Genomic DNA, 14,519 nt, shown 5'->3' with positions numbered 1-14,519 from the left:
CTTAATAGAGCGAAGAGGGACAGTTTATGAACAATCCGGGTTTGTTCCAAGCCAAGTGGAACCTCCGGCGATGGGCTCTTTGCAATCTACTCGCTATCGGGCTGCTGTGTTTTTGGCTGTGGCCCACGGGGCAAATGCTGTGTTTGATTTTCGACGAGTGGCTGTTTCATCTGCTCAACGACCCGCTGGCGACCCATACAACATGGCTGCATGTGTGGGCTGTAGCCAGTTTGAGACCGTTTGATGCGGTGGTCGGGGTGATTCTGCTGACCCTGCTGATTCGCGGCGACTGGGTATTCAAGGCCGCGCAGGTGCGCCAGGCGCTGTTAGGTTTTGTCGGCATTTTGTTGCTGTTGCTGTTTATCCGCATGCTGTTTTCCAAGCTGGCGGCGCAAATGGGCTGGCAACACAGCAGCCCTTCGATGGTGGTCGGCGGGGCCATTCAGATGAGCGACTTTTTCCCCGGCCTGGAGAAGACCTGGGAGCTGAAGGACCGTTCGAGCCAGAGCTTTCCGGGGGATCATGCGTCGGTGCTGTTGATCTGGGGGATGTTCATGACCGTGTTTGCCCAGCGTATCGGGCAGTTACTGGTGATTTGGGGGTTGGCGGTGTTGTTCATGATGCCGCGCCTGGTGGCAGGCGCGCATTGGGGCCAGGACGATTACATCGGCGGCGTGTTGCTGGCCCTGTTGGCGCTGGGTTGGGGTTATTACACACCGTTTGCAGCGAAGGTGTCGGAGGGGTTGCTAAAGGTGACGACGCCGATTTTTGAGTCACTCGGCAAGTTGCCGGTGATCGGGCAATTAAGCGTCATACGCCCCGGTGCTTAATGCTGCAGGCTAAATGTGGGAAGGGTCTTGCTCTCTCCCACATTTGACTGGGACAGGCACAATCAATCTTCATTGCCGCTGCCGCGAAACTTGAACAGATCGCGGCGTTGCTTCTTGCTCGGCTTGCCATCGGTGGTCAGGCCTGAAGCTCCCGCCTTGCGCATCGCCGCCGCATTTTCGCGCTTGGCGATGCTGGCTTCGGTCTCGGCGTACAACGCCTGCGCTTCAGGGGCGCCACGGCGCACAATGGAAAGCGCCTGCACGACGATCGTTTTTTCATCAAAACCGGTGCGAATCTGGAACTCATCGCCAATGCGCGGCTCCTTGCCCGGCTTGCAGCGCTCGCCACGGTGATGCACTTTGCCGCTCTCGATGGCGGCTTTTGCCAGGGCACGGGTCTTATAGAAGCGCGCCGCCCACAGCCACTTATCCAGCCGAACCTTTTCTTCCTCTTCCTGCTTCTGAGCCACTTGAATTCCTCGCTCTGAAAAATGTCGCAACTTTACCGTTGAAACCCTTCGACGCATAAACCCCAAGGCTCACCTAAGATACGCCAGATAGCATTCTGTTTTCGCGAGGATACGCCGTGACCGACTTTCCGCTTTCACTCACCTCGCCAAACCAGCCGTGCGTGGGTTGCCGGCAAAGCGAGCCCCTGGGGTTCGACTTTGCTTTCGCCTACCAACCCATCGTAGACCTTCGCGACCAGTCGATCTTTGCCAATGAGGCCTTGGTGCGCGGCACCCAGGGTGAAGGCGCCTTGACGGTGCTGGCGCGCGTCAATCAGAGCAATCGCTACCGCTTCGACCAACGCTGTCGCACGCAAGCCATTGCTGGTGCGGCCGCCTTGGGGATGCAGACCCACCTGTCCATCAATTTCATGCCCAATGCCGTATATCGCCCGGAGCTGTGTATCCGTAGCACGCTGGAGGCGGCACGTGCGCACAACTTTCCAGTGGACCGGCTGATTTTCGAAACACTGGAAAGCGAGCACGTAGATAACTATCGCCATTTGACGAATATTCTGCGTGAATACCGCGAATTCGGTTTCAAGACCGCCATCGACGATTTCGGCGCGGGCTATTCGGGGCTGAATCTGCTGGCCGATTTCCAACCTGACTTGATCAAACTCGATATGGCGCTGATCCGCGATGTCGACAAGGACCGTGTCCGTCAGGTGATCGTCCGGGGGATTGTCACAATCTGTGAGCAGTTGGGGGTTACTGTCATCGCCGAAGGCATTGAAAGTGCTGGCGAGCGAGACTTTCTGTCCGACTGTGGAATATTTCTGATGCAGGGTTACTGGTTCGCCAAGCCTGCATTCAATGCACTGGCCGAGGTCTCACCTCAGGCCTGGGCGAACTGATCGGTTATCCATATTGAAGACATTTGACCATTTGACCGTTGTAGGTCTGCGTGAATGGGTGGCACTTCCCGATTTGGGAGTGGCTGGCCTGCGCGCGAAGATCGACACCGGTGCCAGCACCTCGAGCCTGCACGCCACCGATATCGAGCCCTTCGAGCGCGACGGAGAAAAATGGGTACGCTTTACGGCGCACCTGGGCAGTGTGGTGCAACTGCGTCACCGTCGCTGTGAAGCGCCGCTGGTGACGATGAAAACCATCAAGAGCTCCAACGGTCATGCGCAGGTGCGCTATGTGATCAGCACCACCCTGGCGCTGGGCGATCGGGTATGGCGGGTGGAATTCACCCTGGCCTGCCGCAAGGCTATGCGTTACCGCCTGTTGCTGGGTTCCAAGGCGCTGATTGACGGCCACTTGGTGGTCAATCCCGGCGTCAAGTACGTTCAAGACAAGCCGGTGTTCCCGGTCTCTACTATTTCTGCCCCAGGTGCTGCATGAAGATTGCTGTGCTGTCGCGAAACCCGCGTCTGTATTCCACCCGCCGCCTGGTCGAGGCCGGCACCGAACGTGGCCACGAAATGGTGGTGATCGACACGTTGCGTGCCTATATGAACATTGCCAGCCACAAGCCGCAGATCCACTACCGGGGCAAGCCGCTGGAAGGCTTCGATGCAGTGATCCCGCGCATCGGCGCGTCGGTGACGTTCTATGGCTGCGCCGTGTTGCGCCAGTTTGAAATGATGGGGGTGTATCCCCTGAACGAATCGGTGGCTATTGCGCGCTCGCGAGACAAGTTGCGCTCGCTGCAACTGTTGTCGCGCCGTGGCATTGGCCTGCCGGTCACCGGCTTCGCCCACTCCCCCGACGACATCCCGGACTTGATCGAAATGGTCAACGGCGCACCGCTGGTGATAAAGGTGCTGGAAGGCACTCAGGGCATCGGCGTCGTGCTGTGTGAAACCGCGACAGCGGCCGAGTCGGTGATCGAGGCGTTCATGGGCCTCAAGCAGAACATCATGGTGCAGGAATACATCAAGGAAGCCGGTGGGGCGGATATCCGCTGCTTTGTGGTAGGCGACAAGGTAATTGCGGCGATGAAGCGCCAGGCCAAGCCGGGCGAGTTCCGCTCCAACCTTCACCGTGGCGGCAGTGCCAGCCTGATCAAGATCACCCCGGAAGAACGCATGACCGCACTGCGGGCAGCCAAGGTAATGGGGTTGGCGGTAGCGGGTGTGGATATCTTGCGCTCCAACCATGGGCCATTGGTGATGGAGGTCAACTCGTCGCCGGGCCTGGAAGGGATCGAGACCACCACCGGCAAGGATGTGGCGGGAATCATCATTCAGCACCTGGAGAAAAACGGTGGCCCGAATATGACCCGGACCAAGGGCAAGGGTTAACCCCCGCCCGCTGACACAACAGAGCACCACACGTGATAAGGGGCTTGCCCCCGATTGCAGTGGGTCAGCTACAAATAAGCTGGCTGATCCACCGCTATCGGGGGCAAGCCCCCTCCCATATTTTGGCTAGACCGCGTCTCTTGGCAGCATCAGCCCAAGCGGCAAACGCACCCGTGCTTCAAGGCCGCCACCTTCGCGATTACGCAATTCCACGTTGCCGCCATGCATCGAAGCAATCCGCCGCACAATCGCCAGCCCCAACCCCGTGCCCTTGCCACCCCGGGCACGGTCGCCACGGGTGAAGGGGTTGAAGATGCCTTCCAGCTCCGCCGGGTCGATCCCCGTGCCACGGTCCATCACACTCAACACCACATAGGGCGCAGCGCTGTCACCCGACACGTACGCAGCCACTTCCACGTCGGAACCGGCATGGTGCAGAGCATTGCCGATCAGGTTGTTCAGCAGGCGTTTCATCGACACACGCCGCAATGCAAACGGCTGGATAGGTTCCAGACGCATGCTCACCTGTTCGCCGTTCTGGTTGTAGGGCGCAACGACCTCACGCACCAGATCCGTCAGGTCGACCTCTTCCACCACCTCGTCACGGCCATCACGGATAAACGCCAGGAACTGGTCGAGGATCGCGTCCATGTCTTCGATGTCGCGGACCATGTCATCGGTAAGGTCGGTGTGGTTACCCATCAACTCGAGGGACAACCGCAGGCGCGTCAGCGGCGTGCGCAGGTCGTGGGATACTCCCGCCAACATCAGTTCACGTTCGCGTCCGGCCTGTTCGACGTCTTCGGCCATCTGGTTGAACGCCCCGTACACCTCGGTCATCTCGCTGGGCGTATCGCTGACCGGCAAACGCACGCTGCGCCCTTGACCCAGTTGGCGGGCGGCAAATACCAGGCGCTTGAGCGGCTGGTTGAGCTGCCGCACGAAAATCCACGCGGATGCGGTTGAAAGCAATCCAATAGCCAGGAACCAGCCCAGCACGTTCCAGATCTTCTGCCCCCGCAGCGGGTGCGGGTACAGCGGCACTTTCAGCCAGTCTTCCCCCAGGCTCGGCGCGCGCACCCATAAGGCGGGAGACACATGCATGCGTAGCCGCACCTCGGTGTCTTCACCCAGTTCGGCCTGCATCTGGCGTTGGTAGATCTCGCTGTAGGGCCAGTGCTGCTCACCCTCCGGCACGCCCGCGCCGGCCACGCGCACCAGGGTGGCGGCCTTGGCGATCTTCTCGCGGTTCTCGGGGTCGGCGGCCCAGTAGGCACGCAGCGTCAAGGCGACACCATGGCTGTACTGCCGATCCACCAGCACGTCCTCGTTCATCAACAGATAAACCAGCGTAAGTGCCTTGGAAAACAGAACGACAATAAGCACCAGCCAAAGGGTGCGCGAGAAGAAACTTTGTGGGAACCACAGCGGGGTTTTCATAGATGACAGCTGGACACCTTGCAGGAACGAGCGGCGCTCGCAGAATTGCAGACGCCGAGCACGCCGTTGACCTTCATGGGATCAAACGCCAGGATGCTCGCCGCTGCAAATCATCGATCACTTGGTTGCGGTGCCATCCGGCACAAACACATAACCCACGCCCCATACCGTCTGGATATAACGTGGCTTGGACGGGTCTGGCTCGATCATCCGGCGCAGACGGGAGATCTGCACGTCGATGGAGCGTTCCAGAGCGTCCCATTCCCGGCCACGGGCCAGGTTCATCAGCTTGTCGCGAGTCAGCGGCTGGCGTGCGTTCATCACCAAGGCCTTGAGCACTGCGAATTCGCCGGTGGTGAGCATGTGCACTTCGTCGCCACGCTTGAGTTCGCGCGTTGCCAGCGACAACTCGTAATCGCCAAAGGTAACGCTTTCGTCTTCGCTGCCGGGCGCGCCAGGAACCGGCGGGGCCTGACGACGCAGTACGGCTTTGACCCGGGCCATCAGTTCATCCGGGTTGAATGGCTTGGCCAGGTAGTCATCAGCGCCCAGTTCAAGGCCCTTGATGCGGCTCAGCTCATCGCCCTTGGCGGTGAGCATGATGATTGGAATCTGATTGTTCGCGCCGCGCAGGCGCTTGCAGGCAGTCAGGCCGTCTTCGCCGGGCAGCATCAGGTCGAGTACGACCAGGTTGAACACTTCGCGCCCCAGTAGGCGGTCCATCTGCTCGGTGTTCGGCACCGCGCGGGCACGGTAGCCCTTGGAGTTGAAAAAACGCTCCAGCAGGCTGCTCAGCCCCGGATCGTCATCAACGATGAGAATTTTTTCGCCTTCAGCAGTTTGTGCAGTGCTGCTCATTGGATGCTCCTCTTATCTCGGCGCGCATTATGGCCTAGCTGCCGTTATACGCACCGTGTGCATTGTTAGCAGATTTTTCCTCCACTGCCAGTGAACCCGCGCCCTACAACCGCCGGCGCGGTACCCCCCAAGGGCAGAACGCTGGTTATAATGCGGCGCCTTCGTGCAGGGGCACTGTCAGACTTTACTGTTTACGGCTTCATCCGTTTTTTCAGCGCAGGGCAGCAATTTCCCGATTTCGAGGGTCAATAGGCTGCCTCTTGACCCAGGTAGCGGCGCCAGTCGGGCCGCTCAACCAGCTGCGCAAAGCCTTGTTTCCCGGGCCTGCGAGCTGCTTTTCAGAATTTCAGGTGGTTTTATGGACAGCATCAACAGCCGCATCGCCGAGGAACTCGGTGTACGCCCACAACAGGTCGAAGCGGCCGTCGCTCTACTGGATGAGGGCTCCACGGTGCCCTTTATCGCCCGTTACCGAAAAGAAGTGACCGGCAGCCTCGACGACATCCAACTGCGTCACCTGGAAGAGCGCCTGCGCTACCTGCGAGAACTCGACGAACGGCGCATCAGCATCCTCGCCAGCATCGAGGAACAAGGCAAGCTGACCCCGCAACTCGAGCGTGACATCAAGCTTGCCGACACCAAGACCCGTCTCGAAGACCTCTACCTGCCGTACAAACAAAAGCGCCGCACCAAGGGCCAGATCGCCCTCGAAGCCGGCCTGGGCGAGCTGGCCGACGGGCTGTTCAACGATCCGTCGCTGGCCCCGGAAGCCGAAGCCGCGCGCTTTATCGATGCCGAAAAAGGCGTCGCCGACGTCAAGGCCGCCCTCGAAGGCGCCAAGTACATCCTCATGGAGCGCTTCGCCGAAGACGCCAACCTCCTGGAAAAACTGCGCACTTACCTCAAGCAGGAAGCCATCCTCAGCGCTCGCGTCATCGCCGGCAAAGAGGAAGAAGGCGCCAAGTTCCGCGATTATTTCGAGCATGACGAACCGCTCAAAAGCATGCCGTCTCACCGTGCACTGGCAATTTTCCGCGGCCGCAACGAAGGCATTCTCAGCTGCGCGCTGAAAGTCGGCGACGAGTTGCCGGGCACCATGCACCCGTGCGAAGGCATGATCGGTCAACAATTCGGCATCCAGAATCAGAACCGTCCTGCGGATAAGTGGCTCGGTGAAGTCGTGCGCTGGACCTGGAAAGTCAAGCTCTACACCCACCTGGAAACCGACCTGCTCGGCGAGCTGCGCGACGGCGCCGAAACCGAGGCGATCAACGTGTTCGCCCACAATCTTCACGACCTGCTGCTGGCCGCACCGGCCGGCCCGCGCGCCACCCTGGGCCTCGATCCAGGCCTGCGCACCGGCTGCAAGGTCGCGGTGGTCGATGCCACCGGCAAGCTGCTGGACCACGCCACCGTGTACCCGCACGTGCCACACAACAAGTGGGACCAGACACTCGCCATCCTGGCCGCCCTGTGCGCCAAGCATTCGGTAGACCTGATCGCTATCGGCAACGGCACCGCCAGCCGCGAAACCGACAAGCTGGCCGCCGAGCTGATCAAAAAATACCCAGCCATGAAGATGACCAAAGTCATGGTCTCCGAGGCGGGCGCTTCGGTGTACTCGGCGTCGGAACTGGCGTCCAGGGAATTCCCGGACCTCGACGTGTCGATCCGTGGCGCGGTGTCCATCGCCCGTCGCCTGCAGGACCCGCTGGCCGAACTGGTGAAGATCGACCCTAAATCCATCGGTGTCGGCCAGTACCAGCATGACGTCTCGCAATTGAAACTGGCGCGAGGCCTGGATGCCGTAGTGGAAGACTGCGTAAACGCCGTGGGCGTGGACGTAAACACCGCTTCCGTGGCACTGCTGGCGCGCATCTCCGGCCTCAACGCCACGCTGGCGCAGAATATCGTCACCCACCGTGACGAAAACGGCGCCTTCAAAACCCGCGCCGCGCTGAAAAAAGTTGCACGCCTGGGTGAAAAAACCTTCGAACAAGCCGCCGGTTTCCTACGTGTGATGAACGGCGACAACCCGTTGGATTCGTCGGCCGTTCACCCGGAAGCCTACCCGTTGGTGCAACGCATCGCCGCCGAAACCGACCGAGACATCCGCTCGCTGATCGGCGACGCTGCGTTCCTCAAGCGCCTGGACCCGAAAAAGTACACCGACGAAACCTTCGGCGTACCGACCATCACCGACATTCTGCAAGAGCTGGAAAAGCCTGGCCGCGACCCGCGCCCAGAGTTCAAGACCGCAGAGTTCCAGGACGGCGTCGAAGACCTCAAGGACCTGCAACCGGGCATGATCCTTGAAGGTGTGGTGACCAACGTGACCAATTTCGGTGCCTTCGTGGATATCGGCGTGCATCAGGACGGTTTGGTGCACATCTCCGCGCTTTCGGAGAAGTTCATCAAAGACCCGCGTGAGGCGGTAAAGGCCGGCGACGTGGTCAAGGTCAAGGTCATGGAAGTTGATATCCCGCGCAAACGCGTCGGCCTGTCGATGCGCATGAGCGACACGCCCGGCGAAAAAATCGACGGTGCCCGTGGTGCGCGCCCTGGCTCCGCGCCACGCCCATCGCAGAACAACGCCCCCCGCAAGGAAACCGCGACTGCGGCGCCGAGCAACAACGCCATGGCCTCGCTGTTCGCCAACGCCAAGCAGTTGAAGAAGCGCTGATGCAAATCCCCGCCGGTTTGACCCAGAGCGCCTTCAGCGAACTGATCGGCTGCCGCCTGCAACGCCTGGAAGAAGGCGTTGCCGAGGTGGCCCTGACCCTGCAGCCGCACCTGCGTAACCGCGCGGGCAAGCTGCATGGCGGGGCGATTTTCAGCCTGGTGGACATCACCATGGGCCTGGCATGTTCCAGTTCCCATGGCTTCGACCAGCAGAGCGCGACCATCGAATGCAAGATCAACTACATTCGCGCCGTGGAAGACGGTGACGTGCTGTGCACCAGCCGGGTGATTCACGCCGGTAGACGCACCCTGGTGGTCGAAGCGGACGTGTATCAGGACGAAAGACTTGTCGCAAAAGCGCAGGGCACGTTCGCTGTCCTATAGCTCCTCACCCTTGATTTGAGTTAATTTCGGCGCTGCGATAACAGCGCCGGAATTTTCCGCTGCGCTGTAGCCCAATTCGTAGAATGAAGTAGGCTTTATTTATAGCGGGTCAAATCGACTCAAAACCAGGCGATCACGCCAGTTTTAACTTCACCCTTGTAGACCGTCCTGCCCACCCCCATATTGGGGCGACTGACGCGTGAAGGAATCCAACTTGAGCGAACTTCTCAACCGCCGCCTGGCCCTGCTCGGCAAGCGCGAACACCTCTCCCTGCTAGAGCAATGCCTGCACGGCATCGAGCGTGAATGCCTGCGCGTTACCGGTGAGGGTCGCCTGGCACAAACGCCGCACCCCGAAGCCCTGGGCGCCGCGTTGACCAACGAATTGATCACCACCGACTACTCGGAATCGCTGCTGGAGTTCATCACCCCGGCCCTGCCCAACCCGGCCGATACCCTGAGCAGCCTGGACAAGATCCACCGCTTCGCCTACACCAAGCTCGGCAGCGAATACCTGTGGAGCCCCTCAATGCCGTGCCCGTTGCCGGCCGAGGAAGATATTCCGATTGCCTACTACGGCACCTCCAATATCGGCCAGCTCAAGTACGTGTATCGCAAGGGCCTGGCCCTGCGTTACGGCAAGACCATGCAGTGCATCGCCGGCATCCACTACAACTTTTCCCTGCCGGAACAGCTGTGGCCGTTGCTCAAGGAGACTGAAGGTTTTGTCGGCACCGACCGCGATTACCAGTCCACGGCCTACATCGCGCTGATCCGCAACTTCCGCCGCTACAGCTGGCTGCTGATGTACCTGTTCGGTGCCTCGCCGGCCTTGGACGCGGGCTTCCTGCGCGGTCGCTCGCACCAGTTGGAAGTGCTCGACGCCGACACCCTGTACCTGCCGTATGCCACGAGCCTGCGCATGAGCGACCTGGGTTACCAGAGCAACGCCCAAGCCGGCCTGACGCCGTGCTACAACGACTTGGCGAGCTACACCGATAGCCTGCGCGAAGCGGTAGCAACACCGTACGCGCCGTACGTTGAAGTCGGCACGCACAAGGACGGTGAGTGGGTGCAGCTCAACACCAACATCCTGCAGATCGAAAACGAGTACTACTCCAACATCCGCCCCAAGCGCGTGACCTACACCGGCGAGCGCCCGATCCAGGCGCTGATGGCCCGTGGCATCCAGTACATCGAAGTACGCTGCCTGGACATCAACCCGTTCCTGCCGATGGGCATCGACCTGCCGGAGTCGCGCTTCCTCGATGCGTTCCTGCTGTATTGCGCGCTGAACGACAGCCCACTGTTCGCCAACAACGAGTGCGGCAACGCCACCTCCAACTTCCTCAGCGTGGTCAAGGAAGGTCGGCGTCCGGGCCTGCAATTGCAGCGTGACGGCCAGCCAGTGGACATGAAAGAGTGGGCGGCCGAGCTGTTGGAGAAGATCGCCCCGCTGGCCGCTCTGCTCGATCAGAGCCATGGCATCACTGAACACAGCGAGGCGCTGGACGCTCAACTGGCGAAGGTTCAGGACCCGTCCCTGACGCCGTCGGCCAAGGTGCTGGCGGCGATGGCCGAACGCAAAGAAAGTTTCGCGCAGTTCTCGCTGCATCAGAGCCAGCTGCACGCCGAGTATTTCCGCAAGGAACCGCTCGCGCCCGAAGAGCAGGCACGTTTTGAAGAGCTGGCCCGCACGTCGCTGGCGCAGCAGGCAGAGCTGGAGCAAAACGAAGTGGGCGATTTCGATGTGTTCGTCGGTTCGTACCAGGCAAGCATCCTCGCCATCAGCAACTAAGGACCTACGCGGTTCCCGGTGGGAGGGGGCTTGCTCCCGATGGCGGCGGGTCAGTTGATGCCTATACCGACTGACACCCTGCTATCGGGAGCAAGCCCCCTCCCACAGTTGCCCTTCACTTGCAGGAAGATTGCTTCAACCTTTCGCCCATAAGCTAATTCGAAAAAGTTATTTATTTTCGGATTCTTAGATCATTTAGTCTCCTCACATGCCGACCCTCGGCCGCCTGATTGAGGAGCTTACCCTTGAAACTGCTGACCCCTCTGCGCCTTCTGGCCGCATTGTCCCTGGCCGGTGCCAGCCTGTTTGCCCAGGCGGCGGATGTGACCATCGCCTACCAGACCACCGTAGACCCCGCCAAGGTCGCCCAGGCCGATGGCGCCTATGAAAAAGCCACCCACGCCAAAATAGACTGGCGCAAATTCGACAACGGTGCCGACATCATTGCCGCCATCGCCTCGGGCGACGTACAGATCGGCTATCTCGGCTCCAGCCCGCTGACCGCCGCGATCACCCGCAAAGTGCCGGTGCAGACCTTTCTGATCGCCACCCAGATCGGCGGTGCCGAGGCCTTGGTAGCGCGCGACGGTTCCGGCATCAACAGCCCACAGGACCTGATCGGCAAAAAGGTCGCCGTGCCGTTCGTATCCACCGGCCACTACAGCCTGCTGGCCGCGTTGAAGCACTGGAATATCGACCCGTCGAAAGTCACCATTCTCAACCTCGCGCCTCCGGCGATCATCGCCGCCTGGAAGCGCGGTGATATCGACGCCACCTATGTGTGGGACCCAGCCCTGGGCGTGGCCAAGGAAAACGGCAAAGTGTTGATCACCTCCGGCGAACTGGCCAAGTTCGGCGCACCGACGTTCGACGCGTGGATCGTGCGCAAGGATTTCGCCGAGAAGCACCCGGAAATCGTCACTGCCTTCGCCAAAGTCACGCTGGACGCCTACGCCCAATACCGCAAAGACCCACAAGCCTGGCTCGCCGACAAAAGCAACGTCGACAAACTGGTAAAGCTCTCCGGTGCCAAGGCCAGCGACATTCCGTTGCTGCTGCAAGGCAACGTCTACCCGCTGGCCGCGGACCAAGTGACCTTGCTCGGCGCACCGACCACCAAGGCCGTGACCGATACCGCCGCATTCCTCAAGGAACAAGGCAAAGTCGACGCCGTGCTGCCGGACTACGCCCCTTACATCAACGCCAAGTTCATCACCAACTGATTCAAGGAGTTCGTCGCGATGGCCTTGCTACAACTGGAGCGCATCAGCGCACAGTACCCAGGCGCCCCGGAACCGGTACTGGCAGATATTTCACTTGAGCTTGGGCCCCAGCAATTGCTGGTCGCCCTGGGCCCTTCCGGCAGTGGCAAGACCTCGCTGTTGAACCTGATTGCCGGTTTTGTCGAACCCTGCGCCGGGCGCATCACCCTTGATGGCGTACCGGTCAAAGGCCCGAGCGCCGAACGTGGCGTGGTGTTCCAGGACGACGCGTTGCTGCCCTGGCAGGACGTGCTGGCCAACGTCGGTTTCGGCCTGGAGTTGGCCGGTGTAGCCAAGGCGCAGCGTGAAGCGCGTGCGCGAGAAATGCTCGCCCTGGTGGACCTGGCCGGCTTCGACAACCGCCGTATCTGGCAGCTTTCCGGTGGCCAGAAACAACGTGTCGGCCTGGCCCGCGCCTTGGCGGCCGACCCGCGCGTGCTGCTGATGGACGAACCCTTCGGCGCCCTCGATGCGTTCACCCGCGAACAGATGCAGGAGCTGCTGCTGCAAGTCTGGCGGCGCACGGCCAAGCCGGTGTTCCTGATTACCCATGACATCGAAGAGGCGGTGTTTCTGGCCACCGATCTGATCCTGCTGGCGCCCAACCCCGGTCAGGTCGTCGAGCGCCTGCAACTGGACTTCGGCCAACGCTACGCGGCCGGCGAATCGGCACGGGCGATCAAGTCCGACCCGCGTTTTATCGAAACCCGCGAGCACGTGCTGGGCAGAGTATTTTCGCAACGGCAGGTATCCGCATGAGCAGCTATGAACTCCCCGCCACTGTCGCCAAGCCGCCGGCGCACATGGCGATCGCGGTGCGTCGCAACCTGAGTACCCGCTGGGTCAGCGTGCTGACCCTGGCGGCATTGCTGACGCTTTGGTGGGCCGTCACCGCCACTGGCTTGATCGAACCGCTGTTCCTGCCACCACCGTCTGCGGTGCTGCAAAAAGGCTGGCTGCTGGCGACCACCGGTTATATGGACGCCACCTTGTGGCAGCACCTGGGCGCAAGCCTCAACCGTATCGGCCTGGGTTTGGGCTTTGCAGTGCTCACCGCCGTTCCGGTGGGGATCGCCATCGGTTCCAATCGCATTGCGCGCGGCATTCTTGATCCGTTGATCGAGTTCTACCGGCCGATACCGCCCCTGGCTTACTTGCCGTTGATCGTGATCTGGTGCGGCATCGGCGAGCTGTCCAAGGTGCTGCTGATTTACCTGGCGATCTTTGCACCAATCGCCATCGCGACCGCGACGGGCGTGCGCACTGTCGACCCGGCCAAACTGCGCGCGGCGCAATCGCTGGGCGCGAGCCGTGCCCAGTTGATTCGCCACGTGATCCTGCCCAGCGCCCTGCCCGACATCCTCACCGGTGTGCGCATCGGCCTGGGCGTGGGCTGGTCGACCTTGGTGGCCGCCGAGCTGATCGCCGCCACCAGCGGCCTGGGTTTCATGGTGCAGTCGGCGGCGCAGTTCCTGGTCACCGACGTGGTGGTGCTGGGGATCCTGGTCATCGCCCTGATTGCCTTCGCGATGGAAATGAGCCTGCGCGCCCTGCAGCGCAAACTGGTGCCCTGGCATGGCCAGGCACATTGAGTGGTGAACCTATGACCGGCCTGACCGTTACCCCATTGAGCATCGCCCTGGGCGCCCAGATCAGCGGCGTCGATATCACCCAGCCGCTGAGTGCCGAACATCGCGACGCCATCGAACACGCGTTGCTCAGCCACTCGGTGCTGTTCTTTCGCGACCAAGCCATCACGCCGCAGCAACAGGCGCGATTCGCCGCGCATTTCGGCGACCTGCACATTCACCCGATCTACCCCAACGTGGCGGAACAGCCCGAAGTACTGGTCCTCGACACGGCCGTCACTGACGTGCGCGACAATGCCGTGTGGCATACCGATGTGACCTTCCTGCCGACCCCGGCGCTCGGCGCGGTGCTCAGTGCCAAGCTGCTGCCAGCGTTTGGCGGCGACACCTTGTGGGCCAGTGGGTTTGCGGCCTATGCGGCGTTGTCCGAGCCGCTCAAGGCGCTGCTCAACGGCCTCACCGCTACCCACGACTTCACCAAGTCCTTTCCGCTGGAGCGCTTCGGCAACACGGCAGAAGACGTGGTGCGCTGGGAAGAAACCCGCCGCAAAAACCCACCGTTGTCGCACCCAGTAGTGCGCACGCATCCGGTCAGCGGGCGCAAGTCGCTGTTTATCAACGAGGGCTTCACCACCAGGATCAACGAACTGGAACCGGCCGAGAGCGAGGCGATTCTCAAGCTGCTGTTCGCCCACGCGACGCGGCCGGAGTTCACCATCCGTTGGCGCTGGCAGGAGAATGACGTGGCGTTCTGGGATAACCGCGCGACCCAGCATTACGCGGTGGATGACTACCGGCCGCAGCGGCGGGTGATGCATCGGGCGACGATATTGGGCGACGCACCGTTCTAGTCGTCACACCGAAAATCAACGGTGGGAGGGGCAAGCCCCTCCCGCACTTTTGACCCAGTGG

At 61.1% G+C, this 14,519-nt stretch carries 14 protein-coding genes; 11 read left to right on the top strand and 3 right to left on the bottom strand.

Going from position 1 to position 14,519, the window contains the following annotated elements; genetic code table 11:
* Positions 1-26 precede the first annotated feature (26 nt).
* A complete protein-coding gene (locus tag AB4O25_RS19945; protein WP_065876631.1) occupies positions 27-830 on the top strand; it encodes a phosphatase PAP2 family protein in 804 nt (267 codons plus the stop codon).
* A 62-nt stretch (positions 831-892) separates the two neighbouring features.
* Here the strand turns inward: AB4O25_RS19945 and AB4O25_RS19940 are convergent, their stop codons facing one another.
* Positions 893-1,300, bottom strand: a complete 408-nt coding sequence (locus AB4O25_RS19940; protein ID WP_017526048.1) for an RNA-binding S4 domain-containing protein — start codon at positions 1,298-1,300, stop codon at positions 893-895.
* Between the two features lie 116 nt (positions 1,301-1,416).
* Between AB4O25_RS19940 and rimA the strand changes: the two genes are divergently transcribed.
* Genes rimA through rimK form a run of 3 tightly spaced genes read left to right on the top strand, consistent with a single transcriptional unit; the run spans position 1,417 to position 3,594 of the window.
* Complete coding sequence (gene rimA / locus AB4O25_RS19935) at positions 1,417-2,196, top strand: S6 modification regulatory phosphodiesterase RimA (RefSeq protein WP_017526049.1); 780 nt, start codon at positions 1,417-1,419, stop codon at positions 2,194-2,196.
* Between the two features lie 13 nt (positions 2,197-2,209).
* Positions 2,210-2,692 (top strand): retropepsin-like aspartic endopeptidase RimB, encoded by a 483-nt coding sequence (gene rimB, locus AB4O25_RS19930; RefSeq protein WP_017526050.1) that lies wholly within the window; start codon positions 2,210-2,212, stop codon positions 2,690-2,692.
* Positions 2,689-3,594 (top strand): 30S ribosomal protein S6--L-glutamate ligase, encoded by a 906-nt coding sequence (gene rimK / locus AB4O25_RS19925; protein WP_017526051.1) that lies wholly within the window; start codon positions 2,689-2,691, stop codon positions 3,592-3,594. The genes rimB and rimK overlap by 4 nt, the downstream gene beginning before the upstream one ends.
* A 126-nt stretch (positions 3,595-3,720) precedes the next feature.
* On the opposite strand, the gene AB4O25_RS19920 is transcribed toward rimK, so the two are convergent.
* Together AB4O25_RS19920 and ompR are read right to left on the bottom strand one after the other, a co-directional pair.
* Positions 3,721-5,034 (bottom strand): ATP-binding protein, encoded by a 1,314-nt coding sequence (locus tag AB4O25_RS19920; RefSeq protein ID WP_017526052.1) that lies wholly within the window; start codon positions 5,032-5,034, stop codon positions 3,721-3,723.
* 117 nt (positions 5,035-5,151) lie between these two features.
* Entirely contained in the window at positions 5,152-5,892 is a 741-nt protein-coding gene (gene ompR / locus AB4O25_RS19915; protein ID WP_015373500.1) for an osmolarity response regulator transcription factor OmpR, read from the bottom strand.
* Positions 5,893-6,250: 358 nt separating this feature from the next.
* Here ompR and AB4O25_RS19910 point away from each other — a divergent pair, with 358 nt between their 5' ends.
* The 7 genes from AB4O25_RS19910 to tauD all read left to right on the top strand — a co-directional run bounded on the left by AB4O25_RS19910 (position 6,251) and on the right by tauD (position 14,458).
* On the top strand, positions 6,251-8,575 hold the full coding sequence (locus tag AB4O25_RS19910) for a Tex family protein (RefSeq protein ID WP_017526053.1): 2,325 nt from the start codon (positions 6,251-6,253) through the stop codon (positions 8,573-8,575).
* Positions 8,575-8,958: a PaaI family thioesterase gene (locus AB4O25_RS19905; RefSeq protein WP_017526054.1), complete on the top strand. Its 384-nt coding sequence runs from the start codon at positions 8,575-8,577 to the stop codon at positions 8,956-8,958. The genes AB4O25_RS19910 and AB4O25_RS19905 overlap by 1 nt, the downstream gene beginning before the upstream one ends.
* Positions 8,959-9,172: 214 nt before the next feature.
* Positions 9,173-10,756, top strand: coding sequence for a glutamate--cysteine ligase (gene gshA / locus AB4O25_RS19900; protein ID WP_017526055.1), 1,584 nt, complete (start codon positions 9,173-9,175; stop codon positions 10,754-10,756).
* 245 nt (positions 10,757-11,001) lie between these two features.
* Positions 11,002-11,979: a taurine ABC transporter substrate-binding protein gene (gene tauA / locus AB4O25_RS19895; protein WP_460149908.1), complete on the top strand. Its 978-nt coding sequence runs from the start codon at positions 11,002-11,004 to the stop codon at positions 11,977-11,979.
* 18 nt (positions 11,980-11,997) lie between these two features.
* Positions 11,998-12,777 carry a taurine ABC transporter ATP-binding subunit gene (tauB, locus tag AB4O25_RS19890; RefSeq protein WP_017526057.1) on the top strand — a complete coding sequence of 260 codons (780 nt, stop codon included), beginning with the start codon at positions 11,998-12,000 and terminating at the stop codon, positions 12,775-12,777.
* Positions 12,774-13,610, top strand: a complete 837-nt coding sequence (tauC, locus tag AB4O25_RS19885) for a taurine ABC transporter permease TauC (RefSeq protein WP_017526058.1) — start codon at positions 12,774-12,776, stop codon at positions 13,608-13,610. Before tauB ends, tauC begins: the two co-directional genes overlap by 4 nt.
* Positions 13,611-13,621: 11 nt before the next feature.
* Complete coding sequence (tauD, locus tag AB4O25_RS19880) at positions 13,622-14,458, top strand: taurine dioxygenase (protein WP_017526059.1); 837 nt, start codon at positions 13,622-13,624, stop codon at positions 14,456-14,458.
* Positions 14,459-14,519 lie beyond the last annotated feature (61 nt).

The organism is Pseudomonas sp. S3_A03 (genome assembly GCF_054668275.1).
Note: the sequence above shows the minus strand (reverse complement) of the source record. Positions and strands in the feature narration are given on the sequence as shown.

What these genes read in the sequence shown, in the direction of transcription:
- AB4O25_RS19945 (WP_065876631.1), top strand. Translation starts at nt 27, where the DNA reads ATGAACAATCCGGGTTTGTTCCAAGCCAAGTGGAACCTCCGGCGATGG.
- rimK (WP_017526051.1), top strand. Translation starts at nt 2,689, where the DNA reads ATGAAGATTGCTGTGCTGTCGCGAAACCCGCGTCTGTATTCCACCCGC.
- AB4O25_RS19920 (WP_017526052.1), bottom strand. Translation starts at nt 5,034, where the DNA reads ATGAAAACCCCGCTGTGGTTCCCACAAAGTTTCTTCTCGCGCACCCTT.
- ompR (WP_015373500.1), bottom strand. Translation starts at nt 5,892, where the DNA reads ATGAGCAGCACTGCACAAACTGCTGAAGGCGAAAAAATTCTCATCGTT.
- AB4O25_RS19910 (WP_017526053.1), top strand. Translation starts at nt 6,251, where the DNA reads ATGGACAGCATCAACAGCCGCATCGCCGAGGAACTCGGTGTACGCCCA.
- AB4O25_RS19905 (WP_017526054.1), top strand. Translation starts at nt 8,575, where the DNA reads ATGCAAATCCCCGCCGGTTTGACCCAGAGCGCCTTCAGCGAACTGATC.
- tauB (WP_017526057.1), top strand. Translation starts at nt 11,998, where the DNA reads ATGGCCTTGCTACAACTGGAGCGCATCAGCGCACAGTACCCAGGCGCC.
- tauC (WP_017526058.1), top strand. Translation starts at nt 12,774, where the DNA reads ATGAGCAGCTATGAACTCCCCGCCACTGTCGCCAAGCCGCCGGCGCAC.
- tauD (WP_017526059.1), top strand. Translation starts at nt 13,622, where the DNA reads ATGACCGGCCTGACCGTTACCCCATTGAGCATCGCCCTGGGCGCCCAG.